This is a genomic window from Pedobacter sp., from assembly GCF_045628745.1.
In the GTDB taxonomy this organism is placed as follows: Bacteria; Bacteroidota; Bacteroidia; order Sphingobacteriales; family Sphingobacteriaceae; genus Pedobacter.
In genome coordinates, this window is sequence record NZ_JAZQPU010000246.1 from 1 (window position 1) to 23,158 (window position 23,158).

General features: G+C 38.8%; 20 protein-coding genes. 9 read left to right on the forward strand and 11 right to left on the reverse strand.

What is annotated here, in order from left to right; genetic code table 11:
• On the forward strand, positions 1-976 hold a 976-nt coding region (locus tag ACR2F7_RS09320), incomplete at its 5' end, for a chromate transporter (RefSeq protein ID WP_432713302.1).
• An 8-nt stretch (positions 977-984) separates the two neighbouring features.
• On the opposite strand, the gene dnaB is transcribed toward ACR2F7_RS09320, so the two are convergent.
• Complete coding sequence (gene dnaB / locus ACR2F7_RS09325; RefSeq protein WP_432713303.1) at positions 985-2,544, reverse strand: replicative DNA helicase; 1,560 nt, start codon at positions 2,542-2,544, stop codon at positions 985-987.
• Between the two features lie 118 nt (positions 2,545-2,662).
• Here dnaB and rlmB point away from each other — a divergent pair, with 118 nt between their 5' ends.
• Complete coding sequence (gene rlmB / locus ACR2F7_RS09330; protein WP_432713304.1) at positions 2,663-3,427, forward strand: 23S rRNA (guanosine(2251)-2'-O)-methyltransferase RlmB; 765 nt, start codon at positions 2,663-2,665, stop codon at positions 3,425-3,427.
• A gap of 65 nt (positions 3,428-3,492) precedes the next feature.
• Here rlmB and ACR2F7_RS09335 read toward each other — a convergent pair whose 3' ends face one another.
• Both ACR2F7_RS09335 and ACR2F7_RS09340 read right to left on the reverse strand, forming a co-directional pair.
• Positions 3,493-4,584 (reverse strand): mannose-1-phosphate guanylyltransferase, encoded by a 1,092-nt coding sequence (locus tag ACR2F7_RS09335; RefSeq protein WP_432713305.1) that lies wholly within the window; start codon positions 4,582-4,584, stop codon positions 3,493-3,495.
• Positions 4,585-4,603: 19 nt separating this feature from the next.
• Positions 4,604-5,569, reverse strand: coding sequence for a KpsF/GutQ family sugar-phosphate isomerase (locus ACR2F7_RS09340; protein ID WP_432713306.1), 966 nt, complete (start codon positions 5,567-5,569; stop codon positions 4,604-4,606).
• A gap of 88 nt (positions 5,570-5,657) precedes the next feature.
• Here ACR2F7_RS09340 and recQ point away from each other — a divergent pair, with 88 nt between their 5' ends.
• The 3 genes from recQ to ACR2F7_RS09355 all read left to right on the forward strand — a co-directional run bounded on the left by recQ (position 5,658) and on the right by ACR2F7_RS09355 (position 11,017).
• The gene (gene recQ / locus ACR2F7_RS09345; protein ID WP_432713307.1) at positions 5,658-7,847 is read left to right on the forward strand and encodes a DNA helicase RecQ; all 2,190 of its coding nucleotides are present in this window, start codon (positions 5,658-5,660) and stop codon (positions 7,845-7,847) included.
• A 26-nt stretch (positions 7,848-7,873) separates the two neighbouring features.
• A complete protein-coding gene (kdsA, locus tag ACR2F7_RS09350; RefSeq protein ID WP_432713308.1) occupies positions 7,874-8,689 on the forward strand; it encodes a 3-deoxy-8-phosphooctulonate synthase in 816 nt (271 codons plus the stop codon).
• A 111-nt stretch (positions 8,690-8,800) separates the two neighbouring features.
• Positions 8,801-11,017 (forward strand): ATP-binding protein, encoded by a 2,217-nt coding sequence (locus ACR2F7_RS09355; protein ID WP_432713309.1) that lies wholly within the window; start codon positions 8,801-8,803, stop codon positions 11,015-11,017.
• Between the two features lie 5 nt (positions 11,018-11,022).
• On the opposite strand, the gene ACR2F7_RS09360 is transcribed toward ACR2F7_RS09355, so the two are convergent.
• Positions 11,023-11,583, reverse strand: a complete 561-nt coding sequence (locus ACR2F7_RS09360) for a biliverdin-producing heme oxygenase (protein WP_432713310.1) — start codon at positions 11,581-11,583, stop codon at positions 11,023-11,025.
• Between the two features lie 371 nt (positions 11,584-11,954).
• A complete protein-coding gene (locus tag ACR2F7_RS09365) occupies positions 11,955-12,578 on the reverse strand; it encodes a 7-carboxy-7-deazaguanine synthase QueE (RefSeq protein WP_432713311.1) in 624 nt (207 codons plus the stop codon).
• A 110-nt stretch (positions 12,579-12,688) separates the two neighbouring features.
• Here ACR2F7_RS09365 and ACR2F7_RS09370 point away from each other — a divergent pair, with 110 nt between their 5' ends.
• On the forward strand, positions 12,689-13,036 hold the full coding sequence (locus tag ACR2F7_RS09370) for a Rieske (2Fe-2S) protein (protein ID WP_432713312.1): 348 nt from the start codon (positions 12,689-12,691) through the stop codon (positions 13,034-13,036).
• Here ACR2F7_RS09370 and ACR2F7_RS09375 read toward each other — a convergent pair.
• The 6 genes from ACR2F7_RS09375 to ACR2F7_RS09400 all read right to left on the reverse strand — a co-directional run bounded on the left by ACR2F7_RS09375 (position 13,033) and on the right by ACR2F7_RS09400 (position 19,176).
• Positions 13,033-13,914 (reverse strand): bifunctional 5,10-methylenetetrahydrofolate dehydrogenase/5,10-methenyltetrahydrofolate cyclohydrolase, encoded by an 882-nt coding sequence (locus ACR2F7_RS09375; RefSeq protein WP_432713313.1) that lies wholly within the window; start codon positions 13,912-13,914, stop codon positions 13,033-13,035. The genes ACR2F7_RS09370 and ACR2F7_RS09375 overlap by 4 nt on opposite strands.
• A 49-nt stretch (positions 13,915-13,963) precedes the next feature.
• Entirely contained in the window at positions 13,964-15,751 is a 1,788-nt protein-coding gene (gene lepA / locus ACR2F7_RS09380) for a translation elongation factor 4 (RefSeq protein ID WP_432713314.1), read from the reverse strand.
• Between the two features lie 29 nt (positions 15,752-15,780).
• Positions 15,781-16,584: a nitrilase family protein gene (locus ACR2F7_RS09385; protein WP_432713315.1), complete on the reverse strand. Its 804-nt coding sequence runs from the start codon at positions 16,582-16,584 to the stop codon at positions 15,781-15,783.
• A 25-nt stretch (positions 16,585-16,609) separates the two neighbouring features.
• Positions 16,610-17,755 carry a methionine aminotransferase gene (locus ACR2F7_RS09390; RefSeq protein ID WP_432713316.1) on the reverse strand — a complete coding sequence of 382 codons (1,146 nt, stop codon included), beginning with the start codon at positions 17,753-17,755 and terminating at the stop codon, positions 16,610-16,612.
• A gap of 3 nt (positions 17,756-17,758) precedes the next feature.
• Positions 17,759-18,604, reverse strand: coding sequence for a CvfB family protein (locus ACR2F7_RS09395; protein WP_432713317.1), 846 nt, complete (start codon positions 18,602-18,604; stop codon positions 17,759-17,761).
• Positions 18,605-18,819: 215 nt separating this feature from the next.
• Positions 18,820-19,176: a YtxH domain-containing protein gene (locus tag ACR2F7_RS09400; RefSeq protein ID WP_432713318.1), complete on the reverse strand. Its 357-nt coding sequence runs from the start codon at positions 19,174-19,176 to the stop codon at positions 18,820-18,822.
• 101 nt (positions 19,177-19,277) lie between these two features.
• Between ACR2F7_RS09400 and ACR2F7_RS09405 the strand changes: the two genes are divergently transcribed.
• The 3 genes from ACR2F7_RS09405 to ACR2F7_RS09415 all read left to right on the forward strand — a co-directional run.
• The gene (locus tag ACR2F7_RS09405; RefSeq protein WP_432713319.1) at positions 19,278-20,429 is read left to right on the forward strand and encodes an MFS transporter; all 1,152 of its coding nucleotides are present in this window, start codon (positions 19,278-19,280) and stop codon (positions 20,427-20,429) included.
• Between the two features lie 32 nt (positions 20,430-20,461).
• Complete coding sequence (locus ACR2F7_RS09410) at positions 20,462-22,882, forward strand: AsmA family protein (RefSeq protein ID WP_432713320.1); 2,421 nt, start codon at positions 20,462-20,464, stop codon at positions 22,880-22,882.
• Positions 22,883-23,002: 120 nt separating this feature from the next.
• The coding region (locus ACR2F7_RS09415; RefSeq protein WP_432713321.1) for an RNA recognition motif domain-containing protein at positions 23,003-23,158 on the forward strand (156 nt) is incomplete at its 3' end.

The window sequence follows — 23,158 nt, forward strand, 5'->3', positions numbered from 1 at the left end:
AAAGCTTTCCATTATCACCTTCCTGATCTGGATCTTACCTTCAGCAGGCATCATGACTTTTGCGGCTATTAGTTTTGCTATGTTTGACCATCAGGAAAGATTTGCTGAAGTGTTGAAGTTTATTCAACCTATTGCCCTTGGCATTGTTGCCTTTGGCGCTTTTCACCTTTCCAGAAAAGTCCTTGTTTCTCAGATGTCCATTATCCTGGCAATTGCTGCTGTGCTGGCTACTTTGATTTTAAGAAATGCTTATGTATTTCCACTCGCTATATTAATTGGAGGTATGGTATCGTCTGCTATTGACACACCAAAAGAGGAAAATGAACTTCGTACACGGCTATTCTCTCAAATTAACCCCAGGAAATTAGGCTATTTTATTGGAGTACTGCTTTTGATGGCCCTATTAGGAGCTATTATTAATACGACTTCACCTTTCAGTTTGCCAATCAGGTTATTTGAAAATTTTTACCGTAACGGAATATTTATCTTTGGAGGAGGACAAGTTTTAGTGCCGCTGATGTTTACGGAGTTTGTGCAGATGAAGCATTATTTGCATGCCTCTGGCTTTTTATCGGGATTTGCCATTCAGCAGGCGCTGCCAGGACCAACTTTTTCTTTTACCAGTTATGTTGGTGCCCTGAGCATGAAAAATTTTGGCTATAGCATTTACGGGCAAATTGCGGGTGGTTTTATTGCCGTGATTGGCATTAATCTACCTGGATTGATCCTCGTCTTGTTTATCGTTCCCTTTTGGGATGATTTAAAGAAGATCACCAGGATTAAGCATTCCCTAACAGGGATAAATGCGGTTAGCGTTGGTTTTATCATTGCCGCATTTATCCTGTTGCTCAAACCGACAGGTTTAGATTACCTCTCTGTTACCATTATGGTCATCACTTTCCTCGTGCTTAATTATACACGAATCAGTCCACCAATATTGGTTATTGCCGGTATTTTATTGGGTTATTTTATTTAGCGCTAAACTTAAAATGGTGCATCATCATCCTGCATGTCGTCCATGCGGGATGGTTTGATAATTACATTACCTGCCGGACGGTCAAAGTCTGGTGAAGGAATCATTCCCGCACCGGGATCCATAGAGAAGCTATTCTGAGGCATAAAATTCTCTTCCAGATCGGCGAATTTAACGTACTTACCAATAAAGCGAAGTGGTACAATGCCCGTTTCACCGTTACGGTGTTTTGCAATAATGACTTCACCAATACCTGCTTGTGAACGTCCTTGCTCATCTTCAGTGATCCCGTAATATTCAGGTCTGTATAAAAACAACACCATATCCGCATCCTGCTCAATGGAACCTGATTCCCTTAAATCTGATAGAAGGGGACGTTTACCGTTTTGACCAGGCCTGTTTTCCACCGCACGACTTAACTGTGATAGCGCTAATACAGGAACATTCAATTCTTTGGCTACAGACTTTAAAGCCCTTGAAATACTACCAATCTCCTGCTCACGGTTACCACCGCCGCCTTCACCTTTACCATGCATCAACTGCAAATAATCGATGATGACCATTTGGATATCGTATTGTGATTTTAGTCTTCTACATTTTGCCCTGAACTCAAAAATATTTAAAGCAGGGGTATCATCAATCAGCAGAGGAGCTTCCGTCAAACGGCCAATCTTACTGTGTAATTGCTGCCATTCCCATTCCGCTAAATTTCCTTTTCTAATTTTTTCCTGCTCAATTTCTGTTTCTCCAGAAATTAAACGATTCACCAATTGTACTGATGACATCTCTAGGGAGAAAACAACAACAGGCTTTTGGAAATCCACTGCGGCATTTCGGGCACAGGTCAATACAAAGGCTGTTTTCCCCATCGCCGGACGAGCCGCAATGATGACTAAATCTGAAGGCTGCCATCCGCCGGTAATACGGTCGAGGTCTGTAAATCCTGAAGGCACACCCGTTAAACCATCTGTTTTAGTCCTCAACTCTTCTAATGTTGCCAATGACTGCTTGATGATCTCGTCCATCTTTTGCGTATCTCTACGTAAGTTGTTCTGGGCAATATCAAACAGGTTTTTTTCTGCATGATCTAATAAATCAAAAATATCTGTGGTATCTTCATAGGCGTTCTGGATAATCTCAGAAGAGATCCTGATCAGTTCCCGTTGAATATATTTCTGAGAAATAATCCGTGCATGGTATTCTATATTCGCTGCTGAAGCAACACGGTTGGTTAAATTAGTGATGTAATAGGCACCGCCTACCATTTCTAAGGTACCCAGGTTACGCAACTCAGAAGTAACGGTTAAAATATCTACTGGTTTAGATTTTTGAAACAAGATACTGATGGCTTCAAAGATCTTTTTATGTGATTCCTGGTAAAAAACCTCAGGTTTCAGGATGTCAATAACTGTAGAGAGGGCATCTTTTTCCAACATTAACGCTCCTAAAACAGCTTCCTCCAAATCTATAGCCTGGGGCGGTATTCTGCCCATTCCGCTTACTGGATTGGTTAATCTATTTTTTCTTGCGGTGTAACTGGACTTCTCTTGCCCTTGGGTCTCAATACTCATGCAGCAAAATTAGCTAAAATAAACCTCCCATTATGAATTGTTTTTGAACATAATGGTGAAAAATATTTATGTAGGAAATATTTTAATTTAGGCTATTTTTGCGCATTATTATATACGTATGGAAAACTTTAAAAGGTCTGGAAGACCTAAAGAAAATAATGAGTTTATATTTGGTATTCGTGCTGTAATTGAGGCGATTAAGGCGGGTAAAGATATAGAAAGTATCTATATCCAACGCGGACTTTCCGGCGAGCTGATCGCAGAGCTAAAGCCGCTATTAAAGGAGGTTGAAGCGCCAATTCATTCTGTTCCGGTAGAAAAACTGAACAGAATGACGCAAAAAAATCACCAGGGTGTTATTGCTGTTATCTCTTCCATCACCTTTCAGAAAATTGAAGATATCATCCCAATGATCTATGAAAAAGGCGAAACACCGCTTGTTTTGATCCTTGATGGAATTACCGATGTTAGAAATATGGGTGCTATTGCCAGAACTGCAGAATGTGCAGGTGTACACGCTATTTTAGTACCTACTAAAAATTCTGCACAGATCAATGCTGATGCTATTAAAACTTCTGCAGGTGCTTTGTTTAATATCCCGGTTTGCAGACATGCTAGTTTGCATAAGGCAGCTTTATATTTACAGGAATGTGGCTTGCAGATCGTAGCTTGTACTGAAAAAACCAATGATATGATCTATGCACCTGATTATACTGCTCCAACTGCGATTGTAATGGGCGCAGAGGATGACGGTGTTTCAAATGAAATTATGAGAATGGCTAATCATTTAGCTAAAATACCAATGTTCGGTGAAATCGGCTCACTGAATGTATCTGTTTCAACAGGGATCATTCTTTACGAAGCCATTAGACAAAGGGCATAAAAAAACCGTCGTGCTTTTTAGAATAATTCTCTAAAGCACGACAGTAAATTTACTTTAACGCTGTTTTAAATATACTTAGTGCCGAATTTTGACTTGATATCTGCAACAACTTGTTTAACACTTTGCTCTTCACTTCGTGGGCAGATCATTAAAATGTTGTTAGATTCAACTACGATGTAATCATGCAATCCATTTAATATCACTAATTTACCGTCTGGTACGTTAACCATGCAATTAGATGAATTAAACATGATAACTTTCTCTGCAGGAATCACTGCATTACCTACATAGTCCTTTTCTGCCATTTCATAAATAGATGCCCAGGTGCCTAAGTCAGACCAGCCGAACTCAGCAGGTAAAACATAAACATTGTCTGCTTTTTCCATGATCGCAAAATCAATAGAAATATTGGTACACTGTTGATAGGCATTAGCAATAAATGAGGCTTCATTAGGCGTATTGTAAAATGCCTGTCCGTGTTGAAAAATCTCATGCATATCTGGTAAATGCTTTTCAAATGCATTATTGATGGACTTTGCTGACCATATAAAAATACCGGCATTCCATAAAAAGTCGCCACTCTGAATGAAAGATTTAGCAAGGTCAAGATTAGGCTTCTCTGTAAAAAGTTTAACTTTGTAAAGCTCAGGATCTGAAGCTAATTCATTATCTGTATATTGTATGTACCCATAACCTGTATCAGGTCTGCTTGGCTCGATCCCTAAGGTAATCAAACAGTCGTTATTGGCAGCTGCATGTAATGACTTTTCAATGGCTGCAATAAATTTATCTTGGTTAGCTATGGTATGATCTGAAGGAGCAACAACAATAGTCGCATTTGGATTAATCTCGGCAATTTTCATGGACCCGTAAGCAATACAAGGTGCTGTATTACGCATGATAGGTTCTGCTAAAATTTGGTTATCTTGTATACCTGGTATTTGTTCTTTAATGATAGATGTATACAATTCGTTGGTAACGATAAAGATGTTCTCGGCCGGGCAAATTCTTAAAAAACGGTCGTATGTACTTTGTAAAAGTGTTTTTCCTGTTCCAAAGAAGTCGATAAACTGTTTTGGGAATTCTGTTCTGCTAACCGGCCAAAAGCGACTTCCGATGCCACCGGCCATAATTAACGCATAATTGTTTTTATTCATGCTTCTTTTAAAATGAGGGTTAAATTATACCTTCTTGCAGAAGGTCATGTAAATGTATAATACCAAAATACTGATCACCTTTGGTGACCAATAATTGCGTAATATTATTTTGCTTAATTATCTCTAATGCATTTATGGCTAAACTACTTTCGTCAATCTTTTTAGGATTACTATTCATGATGTCTTTTGCCATAATATCTGCTAAATTAGAATGTTTTTCCAACATTCTTCTAATATCACCGTCAGTAATGATACCCAGTACCGCATCTTTTTCTACCACAACCACTACACCGAGTCTATTTTGGCTAATTTCAATGATGACATCCTTTATAGGCGCACCAGGTGCTATTTGTGGTTTTTCATTCTTTACGGCAAGGTCACATACTTTGAGATAAAGCTTTTTGCCTAAAGAACCACCCGGATGGAACTTGGCAAAATCATCTTTCTTGAAGTCGCGGGTATGCAATAAAGCAACGGCTAGCGCATCACCCATGGCCAGCTGCGCTGTAGTGCTTGTGGTAGGGGCAAGGTTATGCGGACAAGCTTCCTTTTCTACCGTGGTATTTAAAATCAGGTCAGCATGTTGCGCTAAAGTAGAATCCAGCTGGCCCACCATACCTATTAACGTATTGCCAGATTGTTTTAACAGTGGTGCTAATACTTTGATCTCAGGTGTATTTCCACTTTTTGAAATGCAGATGATAATGTCGTCAATTTGTATCATGCCTAGGTCGCCATGCACTGCATCTGCCGCATGCATAAATACTGCGGGAGTGCCCGTAGAATTAAAAGTTGCCACAATTTTTTGTGCAATGATCGCACTTTTTCCAATTCCTGTAACCACAACACGGCCTCTACTCTGTAAGATTAACGTTACAGCAGTCACAAAATCTTCATTTATGCTCTTTATTAAGCCTAAAATGGCTTCTGATTCCAACGCTAACGTGTTGATTCCAGCCTCTATAATTGATTTTTTACTTTTCAAACAGAATTAATTAGTAACTTAATGCTTTAATTAGGCCAAAATTATGTTATTTTGAATCAAAAATAGCACGGAATATTTTATACACAAAATGGATGTGAAAAAGTCGTTGTTCGACAACTTACAAAACTTTTTTGGTTTTGATAATTTTAAAGGTGATCAGGAGTCAATTATCACCAATGTTCTTGAAAGAAAGAATACATTTGTAATCATGCCTACTGGAGGTGGTAAATCTATATGTTATCAATTACCTGCACTGATGAGTGAGGGTACAGCAATAGTTATTTCACCACTCATTGCCTTGATGAAAAATCAGGTTGATCAGCTCAGGGCCTTCGGTGGTAATGATAGCATCGCCCATTTTCTTAATTCTTCTTTAAATAAGACTGATATTGCACAGGTGAAGAGTGATTTGTTAAGTGGACAAACCAAACTCTTATACGTAGCACCAGAATCTCTATCTAAGCAAGATAATATCGATTTCTTTAAATTGATTAAAATTTCTTTTGTTGCAGTTGATGAAGCCCATTGTATTTCTGAGTGGGGACATGATTTCAGACCAGAATACAGAAAAATAAGACAGGTAATCAGTGGTCTTGGTGAAGACATTCCTATTATAGCACTTACCGCTACAGCAACCCCCAAAGTTCAGCAAGATATCATCAAGAATCTGCAGATGATGGAAGCTACCTTATTTAAATCTTCTTTTAACAGACCCAACTTATTTTATGAGATCCGCCCTAAGCGTGATGTGGTTAAAGAAATTATCAGGTACATTAAGCAAAATACCGGTAAATCTGGTATCATCTATTGCTTAAGCCGTAAAAAGGTGGAAGAAGTAGCGGAAAGCCTTAATTTAAACGGTATCAAGGCCTTACCATACCATGCAGGACTTGAACCTAAGGTTAGAGCTGATACACAAGATAAATTTCTGATGGAAGATGCCCAGGTAATTGTTGCTACCATTGCTTTTGGCATGGGTATCGATAAACCTGATGTTAGATTTGTTATTCACCATGATATCCCCAAAAGTATGGAGGGTTATTATCAGGAGACAGGTAGAGCAGGTAGAGATGGTGGTGAAGGTATATGTGTGGCTTTTTATGCTCAGAAAGATGTTGACAAGCTGGCTAAGTTCATGAAAGATAAACCTGTTTCTGAAAGAGAAATTGGTACACAAATCTTGAAGGAAGTGATCGACTATGCTGAATCTGGTGTATGCCGCAGAAAACAAATCCTGCATTACTTCGGTGAAAACTTTAATGAAACAGGTTGTAACTGCATGTGTGATAACTGTAGAAAACCTAAAAGACAGTTTGATGCTGAAGAACAGTTAAAAGCTGTTTTAACGCTCATCAAAAATATAGGCGAAAAATTCGACGATGCCCATATCCTGAATATATTAATGGGCACCGAAACCGCACAGACCATTGCTTACGAGCATTCCAAACTCATGGAATATGGATTGGGCAAAATTGAAGGGGAGAACCTTTGGAAATCCTTAATCCGCCAGGCCGTACTTAATAATTTCTTATCTAAGGATATTGATAACTATGGCTTATTGCACTTAACAAATTCAGGACGCGACTTTATTGAAAATCCTTACAGCCTTAAATTTGTGCTGAATGATCCAATTGACGCCGCTCCGGGTGATGATGAAGATGATGTAAAACATGGTTCTGGTGCTTTAGACACCCAACTTTTACAGTTGTTAAAAGACCTGACCAAGAAAATTGCCAAGCAGAAAAATGTTCCGCCATTTGTAGTTTTTCAGGATCCTTCGCTTGAGGAAATGTGTACGCACTATCCCATCACCATGGAAGAACTGAAACAGATTTCTGGCGTCGGTAATGGTAAAGCCTTTAAATTTGGGGCACCATTTATTGAGCTCATCAAGAAATATGTTGAAGACAACGATATTGAACGCCCTGTTGATTTAATTATTAAAACGCAAGCTAACAAATCTCAGCTTAAAGTTTCTATCATACAAAATGTTGACCGCCAGATTGGGCTGGAAGACATTGCCAAAGCTAAAGGGATCACTTATTTTGACATCCTGAAAGAAATTGAGGCTATTGTAAATTCTGGTACTAAACTAAACTTGAATTATTTTGTTGATGAAATGATTGATGAAGATCGTCAGGATGAAGTGTTTGATTATTTCCGCTCTGCAGATAATGATTCTATAGATTCTGCATTGAAAGATTTAGGTGAAACAGATTATACCCGTGAAGAAATTCAGCTAATGAGAATTAAGTTCATGTCTGAACTTGGTAACTAATTTGTTTAGCCCTTATAAAAATTTACATGATCAATTTCAATATAGATAAGTTAAAGTTTACACAGTCTGGTAATTTCTTCTTAATGGCAGGTCCTTGTGCTATTGAAAGTGAAGATATGGCCATGCGCATTGCGGAGCGGATCATTACCATTACCAATAAATTAGAAATTCCATATATTTTTAAAGGGTCTTATCGTAAAGCCAACCGTTCTAAAGGCAGTTCTTTTACGGGCATAGGCGATGAAAAAGCGCTCCGGATTTTAGAAAAGGTAGGTCAGACTTTTGACGTTCCTACAGTTACTGATATTCATGAAAGTGATGAAGCTGCTATGGCAGCAGCTTATGTTGATGTGCTGCAGATTCCCGCCTTTTTATGTCGTCAAACTGACCTGTTAATCGCAGCTGCGAAAACAGGCAAAGTGGTTAACGTTAAAAAAGGTCAGTTTCTATCTGCCGGCTCTATGAAGTTTGCAGTGGAGAAGGTAAAAGAAGCAGGCAATGACAGGGTTATTTTAACAGATAGGGGTAATACATTCGGTTACCAGGACTTAATTGTTGATTACCGTGGTTTGCCTGAAATGCAAAGTTTTGGCGTTCCTGTGGTAATGGATTGTACGCATTCTTTACAGCAACCTAACCAGAGCAGTGGCGTCACAGGTGGTAAGCCTGAATTAATTGCCACTATTGCGAAAGCAGCAATTGCTGTGGGTGCCGATGGCTTATTTATAGAAACACACCCCGATCCTGCTAATGCCAAATCTGATGGTGCGAATATGCTCCATCTGGATCACCTGGAAGCACTTCTGGAAAAATTAATAAGAATTAGAAAAGCGGTTATTTAACTGCTTTTTTAACCTTAGCCCTCAAGGTTAGCTTTAACTACTTGTATTTAAATGCCTTTTTGATTGCCCAAAACTAATTAAATTACTGCATATTTGAATAAACCCTCAAATATGACAGAATTTAAGGTAGATCTAAATAACTGCGATCGGGAGCCAATTCATATTCCCGGGCAAATTCAATCACACGGTTTCTTAGTGGTGCTTGATCAGGATTATGTGGTTAGCCATTGTAGTGAGAACATTGTAGACTTGCTTCAAGTGGAAGGCGTAACTCTCTTAGGTCATCACCTTCAATATATAGAAACACTCTTGGGTAATAACTATCCCGCAGGCTTTATAAGCAACCTCCTTAACCTGGGAAAGATCAACAAAAGCTTCGAACAGATTGATTCCTTAAGGATACAAATTTCTGGTCAGCCACATTACCTCATTTTTTCAACGGCTGGCGATAATTATTTATTGGAATTTGAACCAGCACTTGCTGTTCATGAAACCGATGTGCAGAAAATGATGGGCTATTCTATTTCTAAAATGCTAGCCGACAAAAACTTGCAAAGCCTTCTTGATAATTCTGCTTTACAGGTTAAAAATGCTATTGGTTACGACAGGGTAATGATCTACCGTTTTGCTGAAGATGGACATGGTGAAGTAGTGGCGGAGGCCAGAAATAATGACCTGGAATCATGGCTAGGCCTGCATTACCCTGCATCTGATATTCCAAAACAGGCAAGGGATTTATATAAAATTAACCTTACCCGCATTATTGCGGATGTTAATACGGTACCATCAAAGATTCTAACCACACGCAATCATGGGCAGGCGTTACCGTTAACTAATTCACAACTCCGGGCAGTGTCTCCAATCCATATCCAATACCTCAAAAATATGGGCGTAGCTTCCAGCTTTAGCATCTCCTTGATGTATAAAGAAGAATTGTGGGGACTTATTGCTTGTCACAGCTATACACCGAGGATGATTGATTATAAATCACGCGAGTCATCAAAATTGCTGGGACAGATTTTGTCATCTGCATTAGAATACAGGCAAGAAGAAATCCATCAACATACGCAAGATCTTTTTAGTACTCATTTAGACAGCTTAACTAAGCAGTTACAAGAAACCACCACTATCCAGGAAGCGCTGACCAACAGAACAGTGACCATACTCGATACGGTAGAGGCAAGTGGTGCAGTATTGGTTTATGAAAAGTCTATACACAAACTAGGTAAAACGCCTAATGATGATCAGCTGGGCCATTTGATCAGTTGGTTAAAAGAAAATCAAAGTAAGCCTACAGCTCATTTTACCAAACTTTCGGCAGTGTATCCCGAGGCAAGGGACTTTGCTGATGTCGCCAGTGGGCTGATGGTTGTGGTCATTTCCAAAGAATTAGAAGAATATGTGCTGTTCTTTAAACCTGAACATCTTCAATTTATCACCTGGGCAGGAAATCCAGAAAAAACGGTGGATATAGATGCAAATGGATTACTGCAAATCTCTCCCCGACATTCTTTTGAAAAATGGTCACAAACAGTAACAGCAACTTCTGTAAGCTGGACTAAAGAAGAAATCAGTTCAGTGCATCGTTTAAAAGATGAAATTACGTATGCCATTAGTCAAAAAGCAGGCGCAATTCGCTTATTGAATGAGAAATTACAATATGCCTATGAGGAGTTGGATACTTTTAGTTATACCATCTCTCATGATTTAAAAAACCCTATTGCAGCCATCAAAAGTTACGCCCAGCTCTTAGCCAGGGGAAAAAGCTTTAATGAACGCGAGCAGAAATTAGTTAGCCGGATAGAAAACAGGGCCGATCAAATGAATTTAATGATCAACGCTGTACTTGACTACTCCAGAATTGGAAGGTCAGAAATTACCTATGTTTTGATTGATGCAAAGGCCTTAATTCATAAAATCATAGATGACCTTGACCTGGTGCATGAAAGCAGCACCTTAAGCATTACTATTGGCGAAACACCAGACCTGCAGGGCGACCCCATGATGATGATGCAGGTTTTCTCAAACCTGATTAGTAATGCCGTTAAATATTCAAGACCTGTAGCTAATGCCCATGTACACATTGAAGGCGTTCAAAATGGTACTTATATTTGTTATACCATTAAAGACAATGGACTGGGTATAGCAGCTAACGATCTCCCTCATGTGTTTCAACTCTTCAACAGGATGAAGAATGTTAAAGATATTGAAGGTTCTGGTGTAGGGCTGTCAATTGTTAAACGCATAGTTGAAAAACACAGAGGTAACATCTGGGCCGAAAGCGAATTAAATAAAGGCTCCTCATTTTTTGTGAGCTTTAATAAATAGCCTTTTTAATTGTTGTCAAACCACTCTCCAAAATGAAGGAAAGTTTGGTTGGCCGCATTAATGATGGTTTCGTGCTGCTGTTCGTTTGCCGGTAAGTCCATAGTTTGCTTAAAAACCTGCCACATGCTATCGGTTTGTTCTCCATAGCCATTAAAAAACGACAACACAGAGTCGTCAATAAAATCCATTTGTTTGCTCAGCATTTTGCAAATGATTCTACCGCCTAAAGTAGAGCCTTCAATAACATATAAGGCACCCAAAGCCTGGTAATGATTTTCAATTTCAGGTAAAGAACCATCAACAGCCAATGTCGGTAAGGTATGTCCTAAAGCACCCAAGTCATCTACAAGGGCAGCTGTTTTTCTGCGTTGCCCATAATCTGGTAAAACCGAAGAATCTAAATGTTTGTTGATGGCAAGTTCTAATCCTCCAAAATAACTGTAAAATATAGCTAAGAAATTTGCATAGTCATCTTTACTTTCGATGGAACGCATTTTCCCTATCATTTTCTTCTCCAACGTTTGGTGGTTGGTTTTTGTATTTTCTTTTATTTCTTCAGAAAGCATAAGTCTATTTACGTAATAATGTTCAATGAGATGTAGCGAAAATATACATTATAATCCTAATGTGTGTAATCTTAAGTAATTTTACTTATTTTCCAATGAGGCTTAATAATTTATCAAATTCAAGAATTTTCATTCACGGAAAGTCTTTTTCGAGTATATAGCAACTTGTCTACAAGTATTAGTTTAGAGGGCATTCATAGGGCGTTGGTAGGGCCTTTGTAGGGCCATGCTATATCCCCTGGATATATAATCGCCTTCTCAATGCTATGGAAACCATAGCTCAACTATAAGGTGACAGAAAATGATGACATAGTTATTTAATCACCTTATGGAAAAAAGAGGTAAGGCAATTCATCAAAACAGAAGATTTGTTAAGGAATGTTCAGGTATTTATGCGTTTGCAAAGAAATTTCCCATTTAGGGTTCGCCATGACATAGTCAATAATCAGCGGGGTAATTTCATTCGATTTAGACCATTCTGGCTGCAAATAAAGCTTACAACTTGGCGATACCATTTGCGCATATTGTTCAGCCCAGGCAAAGTCACTTTTGTTGAACACAATCACTTTCAGCTCATTGGCAAACAGGGTAATGTCAGGACGAGGTGCTTTGAACTTTTTAGGAGATAAGCAGATCCAATCCCAGGTGCCGGAAAGAGGGTAGGCGCCAGAAGTTTCTATAAAAGTTAATATATTTTGTTCCTGCAGTTTTGCGGTCAGGTAATCCATGTTATAGATTAAAGGCTCACCACCGGTAATCACTACGGCTTTACCAGGGAAAGTTGCTGCTTTGGCAACGATCTCATCTGCAGAAGTAAGTGGATGTAATTCTGCATCCCAGCTTTCTTTTACATCGCACCAATGACAACCCACATCGCAGCCTCCTAAACGGATAAAATAGGCTGCTTTGCCTGTGTGATATCCTTCGCCTTGTATTGTGTAAAATTCTTCCATTAAAGGAAGTAGAGTGCCGTCGCTTGGTATTTGATGTGCCATAGAATTTTACAAAGGTAAATAAATATAAAGAGTTATCAGATTATATGTAAATTGATCTTGGTTTATATGACCTCTCTGTGAAATTTGTGCTTAAAATTGTTTCCTATCCTATGTTAAAATGGCATAAAATACCAATAGAAATTCCTAATGAAGATTTTGTTCAGCAAATAAACGTTGGTGGACGAAAACTTTGCCTTGTTAAAAATAAAGGAGAAGTGTTTGTTTTAGCGAATGTTTGTCCACATGCAGGTGGAATTTTAAGCAACGGATGGTGTAAAAATGGGCAATTGGTATGCCCGGTGCACCGGCGTGAGTATGATTTAAAAACCGGCAGAGGTGCCGAAGGACAAGGCGATTACATTAACGTTTTCCCTGTAGAAAACAGGAGCGACGGTTTGTATATAGGTTTGAAAGAAAGCTGGTTGAGTAGAATGTTTAAAGGGGAAGAAAGAGATTAACTGTAAATCTCTTTCTTAGCTGAAGCTAAAGTATTCTTCAATAAACCTACAATGGTCATTAAACCTACGCCACCCGGAACAGGCGTAATCCATGAGGCTTTTGGCGCCACATGATCAAAATCTACATCGCCATAAAGCTTAAAGCCAGATTTTGTTGATGCTGACGTTTCTCTGTTGATACCCACATCAATGATGATGGCACCTGGTTTTACCATATCTGCAGTTACAAAATTCTTTTTACCAATGGCGGCAACAATAATGTCTGCTTGTAAAGTAATTTCTTTAAGATTGGCAGTTTTACTATGGGTTAAGGTAACGGTACAATTTCCCGGATTTGCATTGCGGGCCATTAAAATACTCATGGGGCTACCCACAATATTACTTCTGCCCACTACTACACAATGTTTACCAGTGGTATCAATTTCGTAAGCCTTGAGCATTAACAAAATACCATAAGGTGTAGCAGGAATAAAACAAGGTAGGTTTCTCATCATCCTCCCCAGGTTAATAGGATGGAAGCCATCCACGTCTTTTCTGTAGTCGATGGCTTCTGTAACCTTTTCAGGATCAATATGTTTAGGTAAGGGCAGTTGTACAATTAAACCATCAACAGTTTGATCTTTGTTGATGTCTTCAATTTTTTGTAAGAGTTCTTCCTCCGTTACAGTATTGTCATACCTGATCAATGACGACTGAAAGCCGACTTTTTCACAGTTTTTCATCTTACTGGCCACGTAGGTTTCACTGCCACCGTCATTACCCACCAAAATGGCTACTAAATGAGGTTTACGTCCGCTTTCCGTCAAAAATTCTGCCGCTTCAGCAGCAATCTCTAACTTAATTTTTTCTGAAGCGAATTTCCCGTCTAGTAACTGCATAATGGTATTTCCTGTTTTATTTTTTTATTGATATATTAAAACCTTTTTGTTAATCTAATTTCAATACTGCCATGAATGCAGTTTGTGGTATTTCTACATTACCCACCTGGCGCATACGTTTTTTACCTTTTTTCTGTTTCTCCAAAAGTTTACGTTTACGAGAAATATCACCACCATAACATTTGGCCGTAACATCTTTACGCATCGCTTTCACATTTTCTCTGGCGATAACTTTAGCACCAATAGAAGCCTGAATAGCAATGTCAAACTGTTGTCGTGGAATTAACTCTCTTAACTTTTCACAAATTTTCTTTCCGAAGTCATAAGAATTAGAGCGGTGGATCAGGGAAGATAAAGCATCAACATGTTCACCATTCAACAAGATATCTAAACGTACAAGGTCTGACTGGCGGTAGCCGATCTGGTGGTAATCGAATGAAGCATAACCTTTAGAAATAGTTTTAAGCTTATCGTAAAAGTCGAATACAATTTCACCCATTGGCATTTCAAATACCAACTCTACACGATCTGAAGTCAGGTAAGACTGATTGATGATGATACCGCGTTTCTGGATACATAATGACATAACAGGGCCTACAAACTCAGCCTTGGTAATGATATTGGCTTTGATGAAAGGCTCTTGTACAGCTTCAAGTTTTCCAGGATCTGGAAGGTCAGAAGGGTTATTGACAACAATCTCTTCGCCACGAGTAGTATTTGCAATATAAGATACGTTGGGTACGGTGGTAATTACCGTCATATCGAATTCGCGTTCCAGGCGTTCCTGTATAATTTCCATGTGCAGCATGCCCAGGAAACCACAACGGAAACCGAAGCCTAAGGCTGCAGAACTTTCAGGTTCAAATACAATAGAAGCATCGTTAAGCTGCAATTTATGCATGGCTTCGCGAAGTTCTTCAAACTCATCTGTATCTACGGGGTAAATACCAGCAAATACCATTGGTTTTACTTCTTCAAAGCCTTGGATCACATCTAAAGAGGGGCGGGCAACATTGGTAATGGTATCACCAACTTTTACTTCACGGGCTTCTTTGATACCAGAGATGATGTAACCTACATCACCGGTTTTTACTACCGATTTGGGTAGCATATTTAATTTAAGTACACCTACCTCATCAGCAAGGTATTCTTTGCCAGTGTTGATGAACTTTACTTTATCACCTTTTCTAATTTCGCCGTTCACTACTTTATAATAAGCAATGATACCGCGGAAAGAGTTGAATACAGAGTCAAAGATCAGTGCTTGCAAAGGTGCTTCAGGATCACCTACCGGTGCTGGCACACGGTCAATAATGGCCTGAAGAATGTCCATCACCCCTAAACCGGTTTTTCCGGATGCAGGAATAATTTCTTCTCTTTTACAGCCTATAAGGTCTATAATCTGGTCTTTAACCTCTTCAGGCATCGCACCAGGCAGATCCATTTTATTTAAAATAGGGATAATCTCCAGGTCATGCTCTAAGGCAAGGTATAAATTGGAGATCGTTTGCGCCTGAATTCCCTGAGAAGCATCCACAATCAATAAAGCGCCTTCACAGGCAGCAATAGAGCGGGAAACCTCATATGAGAAATCTACGTGGCCCGGGGTGTCAATTAAGTTGAGGATATATTCTTGTCCGTCAACTGTATAGTTCATTTGTATCGCGTGACTTTTGATCGTAATTCCGCGTTCACGTTCCAGATCCATGTTATCCAGCAACTGCGCTTGTGACTCGCGTTGAGTAATGGTTTTGGTGTATTCTAATAAACGATCCGCTAAGGTACTCTTACCGTGATCAATATGTGCAATTATGCAAAAATTACGTATGTGCTTCATCTTTGCGCAAAGATAATGTTTTGATCGGTTTAAACTATTGTAAAATGATCAGCATCCTGCAGAAAAGGAAAGCCCTTTCTAATTTTAACTAATTCTTCATAGCCAATAGTGAAAGTATACAAGTCTTCATCTTCAGGTTTATAGTAAACCGTGTTCCCAAAAGGGTCTATACACATGGAATGTCCGCTATGGTAAACCTGATTTCCATCATGGCCCACTCTGTTGACCGCAATAACGTAACTCTGGTTTTCTATGGCTCTTGCAGGTATCAATGCTTTCCAGTGTGCTGTTCTTGCATCTGGCCAGCTGGCAATAATTAATAAAATATCATATTCCTGATCCTGATTACGCAACCAAACGGGGAAGCGGAGATCATAACAGGTAGATAAGCGTATTTTCCATCCTTTGAGTTCAACAATTACACGCTCATTTCCTGCTGTATAATGCTCGTCTTCTTTACCCATGCTAAACAAATGGCGCTTATCATAGTATTTATATTCGTTTTGCTGGTTCATCCAGATTAAACGGTTGTAATATTTACCGTTTTCTTTAATGATGATGCTGCCAGTTACTACGCAATCGTATTTTTTAGCCATGAGGGCCATCCATTCCATGGTTTTACCGTTCATTTCCTCTGCTAAAACCTGGGGATTCATGCTGAAACCGGTACTGAACATCTCTGGTAAAATAATAAGGTCAGTTTTTTCCTTTACACCTGTTGATAACCTTAAAGAAAGATTCTGCAGATTTTTATCTACGTTTTCCCAAAATAAGTATGCCTGGAAAACAGTGATCTTTAAATTGCCCAGGGTGAGATGACTTGGTTGTTCCATGTTCTAATTGGTAAAGGATTTTAAATTATAGTTTCATTAATCTTTCAACGGCTTTTTCGAGTGTTTCTTGCTTCTTGGCGAAACAAAATCTCAAAACATAACTATCCGTATTCCTACTGTAAAATGCAGACAGGGGTATGGCTGCTACGCCAAATTCCTTAATTAAACGGGTGACAAGCGCAACATCGCTCTCCTGGCTAATTTTTTTATAGGTTACACATTGAAAGTAAGAGCCCTTGCAAGGTAACAATTCAAACTTAGTTTGAGCAAGCATGTTGCGAAATGAATCTCGCTTTTCTTGAAAGAATAAAGACAGCGCTGTATAAACGCTGGTATCTTCAAGGTATTTGGCAATGGCCACCTGCATGGGGGTGTTGACAGAAAAAACATTGTACTGGTGTATCTTTCTAAACTCCTTCATTAAAAATGATGGGGCAATGCAATAGCCTGTTTTCCAGCCTGTAGTGTGTAATAGCTTACCGAAAGAGGCAACCACAAAAGCACGTTCTTTCAACTCGGGATAGCTGGAAACACTGAGGTGAGGCTGACCATCATAAATAACATGCTCATATACCTCATCGCTGAGAATGAGCACATCTGTATTTTTTGTCAATTTGATCAGTTCCTGAAGGTCTTTTTCAGCTAATACGCAACCTGTAGGGTTATGCGGACTGTTTAAGATGATCATTTTAGTGTTGGCACTGAACAGCTTTTTAACCATGTCCCAATCTATGGTATAGTTTGGGGCATGCATAACATAAGGCTTTACCAATCCGCCAAACATTTTGATGGTTGGTGCATAGCAGTCATAGGCAGGTTCAAAAATAATCACCTCATCACCTGGATTGATGCAAGAAGCCAGTGCCGTAAAAATAGCCTGTGTACCACCTGCGGTAACCGTAATTTCTGTTTCCGGGTTATAGGAGGCCTGATATAAATGCTGCACTTTATTGGCGATGAGCTCGCGTAAAGATAGCAAACCCGCCATAGGTGCATATTGGTTGAAGCCACCTTTCATGGCTTCATTGACCAGTTCTGTTAATTTAGGATCGCAATCATAATCAGGGAAACCCTGGGAAAGGTTAATAGCCTGATGTTGTTCAGCTAATAATGACATGGCAGAAAAAATGTTTGTGCCAGTACCAGGTAATTTTGAGGGCGTCGATATCATGATTTATTCCGCTTCTTCGTCTTTAAATATTTTTATTTCGTAATCTGAAATTGTAATTAAGCGGTCTTTGTATAAACCCCCAATAATTTTCTTAAAGGCATTTTTACTGATTTTGAAACGATCGTAAATATCATCCGGTGAGCTTTTGTCGCCTAAAGCAATAATACCTCCAGAGGCCTTCAATTCATCAAGTACATTGTCTTTATTATCAAGGATATGGCTATATCCCATCGGCTGCAGACTCAGGTCAATTTTACCATCTATCCTAATTTTTTTGATCCACCCTTTGCGGATTTCTCCAGGTTGAAGCTCATCAAATAGCTCATTAGTATATAATAAACCTATATATTTATTGTCAACAATAGCATTGTAACCTAAGTCAGATTTGTCTACAATGAGTAAACTTGCCTCATCACCCTCATCAAGGTCAATAGCCTCTTCTTCAACAAAGTTAGTTAACCTCGAGGAAGCCACCATACGGTCATTGCTACCATCTAAAAACACATAAACAACATGTTTGTCGCCTTTAAACATAGGTCTTTTCTGTTCTTTTTCTGGGACATAAACATCTTTATCGATGCCAAGGTCCATAAATACACCATTTTCGCCATCATCAACAACGGTAAGGAAAGCAAAATCACCTACGCAGGCTAAAGGTTTCTTTGTGGTAGCTAAAAGGCTACCGTCTTTATGAATATATACGAAAACATTTATATTTTCTCCTGTTTCAGTATTTGGTGGTACCAGATTATAAGGTAACAGCACCTCTTTATCGCCGTCTGTTAAAATAAGTCCGTTTTCGGTTTTATTAATGATCCTTAAATCGTTGTATTGTCCTATTGCTATCATGTGTGTTCAGTTAAGCCATCAGCTTCAATGGCTGTTATTTTTAGTATAAGGTGTAAAGGTAGAAATTTACAGGCTGTTTTTGGGATATTAAAAAGAAAAGCCGTGGTTAGGTACGCTTATGTTTAGAGAGAGGCTGGAAGAAGGAATCCGGGGACAGGAAAGGAGAGCAAAACAAAAAAGGGCTGGAAAATGCTTCCGGCCCTTTTGGTGATGATTTAAATATTTTGCGGTGCATCAGGTGCAGCGCCTGGCTGGTCTTGGTTTCCCTGCAAATGATCTGCTACGTCCTTGGTTTTCTTTCTAAGGTCGCCAACTACCTGGTCTTTTACTTCTACTGCGTGGTCAACTTCTGAGCTGAACTTATCCTTAACGGTTTGAACTTTATCTTTAACACTTTCTGCTAAGTCACCAGCTTTATCTGAGATTTTTCCTCTGATGTCTGCACCACTTTCCGGGGCAAACAACATTCCTACAACGGCTCCAACTGCTAGGCCGGCTAACAAGGCTACTATTGGCATGGATGAATCATTTTTGCTTGATGCACAGCCAGATATAATTTTATTTAGTTTCATAATCAGATGTTTTTTGTGCTTAAAGAACAAGTGGATCATATTTATGTTTTAATAAATTAAAATTAGGCATAATCCTTACCTTTGCATTTCCTAAAAATCTTATGATCACGAAAAATAAGCACAGAATTTTTTTAAGTCTTTTTTTCTTCATGTCAGGTATTAGTTTTTCTACCTGGGCCTCAAGAATTCCAACTATAAAAACATTCTTTAACTTTAATGAAGCAGAGCTGGGTACTATTTTATTAGCATTACCCATAGGTTCTTTGTTAGGCCTGCCTTTGTCTGGCTGGCTGGTGTCCCGTTTCAATAGCAGGGTTCCCCTGGCGGTAGGCTATGGGTTGAATATGGTGTCCCTGGCCTTAATAGGCTTTGCACAAAGCACGTTTACGCTGGTGATAGCGGTGATGATCTTTGCTTTTACCACCAGAATATTTAATATTTCTGTCAATACCCAGGCCATTACCTTGCAGAAACTTTACGATAAAAAAATTATCGGTTCTTTCCATGGTTATTGGAGCACAGGTGGTATTGCCGGCATTGCCCTTTCTACCTTGTTCATTGCCCTCAACATCAGTATGCAGCTGCACTTTGTTATTGTGGGTATGCTAGCTTTAGCAGCCACGTTGTATGCCTACCAGTTTTTGTTAAAGGATGACCGTTCCACTACAGGTAACAAAATTATGATTCGTAAACCTGATCCTTATATATTTTTTCTGGGTCTGATTGTTTTTTGCTCTGCTATTTGTGAAGGTGGGATGTTCGACTGGAGCGGAATTTATTTCCAGGAAGTGATTAAAGTAAAGATTTTTACTTACGGTTACCTCATATTTATGACTTTCATGGCGCTGTCACGTTTTCTTTCTGATGCTATTATTGATAGGATCGGTATGCAGGCTACTTATATCATGTGCAGCCTATTTATTGTTATGGGCATTTTGCTCTCCACTGTATTTCCTTATTTCTGGACAGCCATGATTGGTTTTTCTTTAGTAGGTTTTGGAACAGCCGCAGTGGTACCCATGTCTTATGCACTGGCTGGCTCTTCGCGCAAGTATTCGCCAGGTTTGGCGATTTCTATCATCGCCACATATTCCATTACAGGCATGCTGATTGGCCCGCCATTAATTGGTTACCTTGCTCATGCTTTCGGTTTGAGGGTGTCTTTTATCGTTTTTGGCATTTGCGGCTTAATGCTCGTCCCTATATCAAAAATGTTTTTTAACCATAAAAAATCAATTGATCAAACAATTTGACCTTTACATTGTTAATTGAAAAATATAATTTAATGCCTCACTGGTCAAAAATTCTCCTCAAAGTATTTGCTATTGTTATTGGTCTGGTTCTTTTCATGTACGTTGTGGCAGCATTATATGTTCACGCTAATAAAAAAGAAATCCTTGTCTCGGTTACCAAAGAATTAAATAAGAACCTGGAAGGTGATCTTTCCATTGGGGGAATGGAGCCCACATTCTTAGGCGGATTTCCTGGCCTGTCTATGACTTTAAATAATGTAGAGATTAAAGACAAACAATGGAAACAGCACAAACACACGCTGTTATCAGCTAAGAAATTTGATATTGCGGTTAATCCACTGGCCTTAATTAAAGGAACCATTGAGATCAAAAGAATTACCATTGATCAGGCTTCAATTTACCTATATACTGATACGAATGGGTATACCAATACCTCTGCTTTAAAGAAAAAAAATAAAGACACTTCCAAAAAAGAGGAAAGTAGCACTAGTGCTGAATTAAAGCGACTCACCTTAAACAACGGAATTTTCATTGTTGACAATCAAAAAGGACATAAGTTGTTTCACTTTGAGGTGAATCAACTGGTCGGCAAAATCGATTACCCAAGTTCAGGCTGGCAGGCAGATTTAAAATTAAAAACCATGGTCAAAAGCCTTGCTTTTAATACGCGGAAAGGCAGTTTTATGAAAGATAAACTGCTTGAAGGACCCTTCCTTGTCCATTATGACAATCAAACTGAAGTGGTAACCGTAGATCCAAAAAAAGTAAAGATTGGTGAGGAAGATTTTATTTTAGGTGGCAAGTTTAAAATGGCAAAAAACCCTGTTGAATTTTCCATTAACATTAAAGCACCTGAAATATTATGGGTTAATGCTTATGCCTTGCTCACACCTAATATCAGTAAAAAATTAAAGCTGTTTAATCTCGAAAAACCGATCAGTGTTAACTGTAACATTACTGGAAATATGGGTGGCGGTGGTGATCCTTTAATCAATGTTGGCGCATTGGTAAGACAAAATGTTTTGGTAACGCCAGGGGGGAAAGTAAAGAACTGCAATTTCGACGGCTCCTATACCAATGAAAATTTTAAAGGCAGAGGTTTCAATGACGCCAATTCTGCGGTTAGGCTCTATCACTTTACAGGGCTTTATGAAGGCATTCCCGTTAATATAGATACTGCAGCCATCAATAACCTGGAGCGCCCAGTGGCCACAGGCATGTTTCAATCGAATTTCGATATCTCTCGTTTAAATGAGGTCATTGGTGAAGATCTTTTAAAGTTTAATGGTGGTAGGGCTGGCGTTAAATTAGCTTATAGTGCTGATATCGTTGATTTTAAACTGACTAAACCTTATGTAAAAGGTACGGTTGTGATTAAGGATGCTGACATTAATTATGTGCCTCGTGGGTTAAATTTTAAAAATTCATCTGTATCACTCGTATTTACGGAGAAAGACCTGCTGATTAAAAACCTGAGACTGCAAAGTGGCAAGAGCATAGTTAACATGGAAGGTAGTATAAAAAACTTTTTGAATCTTTATTATACAGCACCAGAAAAGATATTGTTAAACTGGCAAATCAGAAGTCCGCAGTTGTATCTTGGGGAATTCTTTGGGTTTTTAAGCCAAAGAAAGCCTGTAAAGAAGATCAAGAAAAAATCGAGTTCTACACTTTCTGAAGATTTGAATGCTGTTTTTGAAAGCAGCCGGGTGGCACTGGATATGGTGGTTGATAAACTTTATTATCAAAAGTTTCTTGCTACAGACGCAAGGGCTGAACTTTACCTGAGTCAAAATGGGATTACAGTGAGTAATGTTCGTGTTAAACATGCTGGTGGATTGTTGAAGATGAACGGCAGTTTAAGTCAGCAGGGGCGGGCTAACCACTTTGATATGAATGCGACCATTAGTAATGTCGACATTAAACATTTCTTTTATGCATTTAATAATTTTGGTTTGACAACGCTGACCTCGGATAATTTAAAGGGCTATTTGTTCTCGAAAGTGAAGTTAGCGGGTAGCCTGACAGAGCAAGGGAAGATTTTAAAGAACTCCTTGCGGGGTCATGTAATCTTTGATTTTAAAGAAGGAGAGTTGCTCAACTTTGAGCCTATTACCAGTGTAGGTCAGTTTGCTTTCCCGCTGAGAGATTTGAAAAATATTAATTTCAGAAACCTTAATGGTAAATTTGACCTTAACGGAGAGAAAATAATAATTAACCCCATGAACATTAGTTCAAATGTGCTCAATATGGATGTAGCAGGTGTTTATTCACTCGGTTTGGGTACCAATATAGCGTTAGATATTCCGCTTCGCAACCCTAAGAAAGATGTTGAAATTGAAGATGCTGAAGAGAAATTAAAAAAGCGCATGAAAGGGATTGTATTGCATATTTTAGCGACGGATGGAGAAAATGGAAAGATTAAATTTAAATGGAATAAAAATCATGATTAGTTTAAAACATATTTTTCTGTTAGATGTTAATAAGTAAAGGAAAAAAAACATTTTAACTTACACTCACATTGCAAATTAGACATATAAATTAGTTAGATTTGTATAAATTTTAAGACATTAATGAAGATATTTATCACAGGCCTTCCTTTAGAAGTAGGGGAAGATGAATTGACGGCCGTATTTGGTGATTTCGGTCAAGTAAAATCACTAAGGATTATCAAGGATCGTGAAACTGGTCAGAGCCGCGGTTTTGGTTTTGTAGAAATGCCAAACGAC

What these genes read in the sequence shown, in the direction of transcription:
- kdsA (WP_432713308.1), top strand. Translation starts at nt 7,874, where the DNA reads ATGATCAATTTCAATATAGATAAGTTAAAGTTTACACAGTCTGGTAAT.
- ACR2F7_RS09370 (WP_432713312.1), top strand. Translation starts at nt 12,689, where the DNA reads ATGTTAAAATGGCATAAAATACCAATAGAAATTCCTAATGAAGATTTT.
- ACR2F7_RS09410 (WP_432713320.1), top strand. Translation starts at nt 20,462, where the DNA reads ATGCCTCACTGGTCAAAAATTCTCCTCAAAGTATTTGCTATTGTTATT.
- lepA (WP_432713314.1), bottom strand. Translation starts at nt 15,751, where the DNA reads ATGAAGCACATACGTAATTTTTGCATAATTGCACATATTGATCACGGT.
- ACR2F7_RS09360 (WP_432713310.1), bottom strand. Translation starts at nt 11,583, where the DNA reads ATGCTTTCTGAAGAAATAAAAGAAAATACAAAAACCAACCACCAAACG.
- ACR2F7_RS09335 (WP_432713305.1), bottom strand. Translation starts at nt 4,584, where the DNA reads ATGAATAAAAACAATTATGCGTTAATTATGGCCGGTGGCATCGGAAGT.
- ACR2F7_RS09385 (WP_432713315.1), bottom strand. Translation starts at nt 16,584, where the DNA reads ATGGAACAACCAAGTCATCTCACCCTGGGCAATTTAAAGATCACTGTT.
- ACR2F7_RS09390 (WP_432713316.1), bottom strand. Translation starts at nt 17,755, where the DNA reads ATGATATCGACGCCCTCAAAATTACCTGGTACTGGCACAAACATTTTT.
- ACR2F7_RS09355 (WP_432713309.1), top strand. Translation starts at nt 8,801, where the DNA reads ATGACAGAATTTAAGGTAGATCTAAATAACTGCGATCGGGAGCCAATT.
- rlmB (WP_432713304.1), top strand. Translation starts at nt 2,663, where the DNA reads ATGGAAAACTTTAAAAGGTCTGGAAGACCTAAAGAAAATAATGAGTTT.
- dnaB (WP_432713303.1), bottom strand. Translation starts at nt 2,544, where the DNA reads ATGAGTATTGAGACCCAAGGGCAAGAGAAGTCCAGTTACACCGCAAGA.
- ACR2F7_RS09375 (WP_432713313.1), bottom strand. Translation starts at nt 13,914, where the DNA reads ATGCAGTTACTAGACGGGAAATTCGCTTCAGAAAAAATTAAGTTAGAG.
- ACR2F7_RS09365 (WP_432713311.1), bottom strand. Translation starts at nt 12,578, where the DNA reads ATGGCACATCAAATACCAAGCGACGGCACTCTACTTCCTTTAATGGAA.
- ACR2F7_RS09395 (WP_432713317.1), bottom strand. Translation starts at nt 18,604, where the DNA reads ATGATAGCAATAGGACAATACAACGATTTAAGGATCATTAATAAAACC.
- ACR2F7_RS09405 (WP_432713319.1), top strand. Translation starts at nt 19,278, where the DNA reads ATGATCACGAAAAATAAGCACAGAATTTTTTTAAGTCTTTTTTTCTTC.
- ACR2F7_RS09400 (WP_432713318.1), bottom strand. Translation starts at nt 19,176, where the DNA reads ATGAAACTAAATAAAATTATATCTGGCTGTGCATCAAGCAAAAATGAT.
- recQ (WP_432713307.1), top strand. Translation starts at nt 5,658, where the DNA reads ATGGATGTGAAAAAGTCGTTGTTCGACAACTTACAAAACTTTTTTGGT.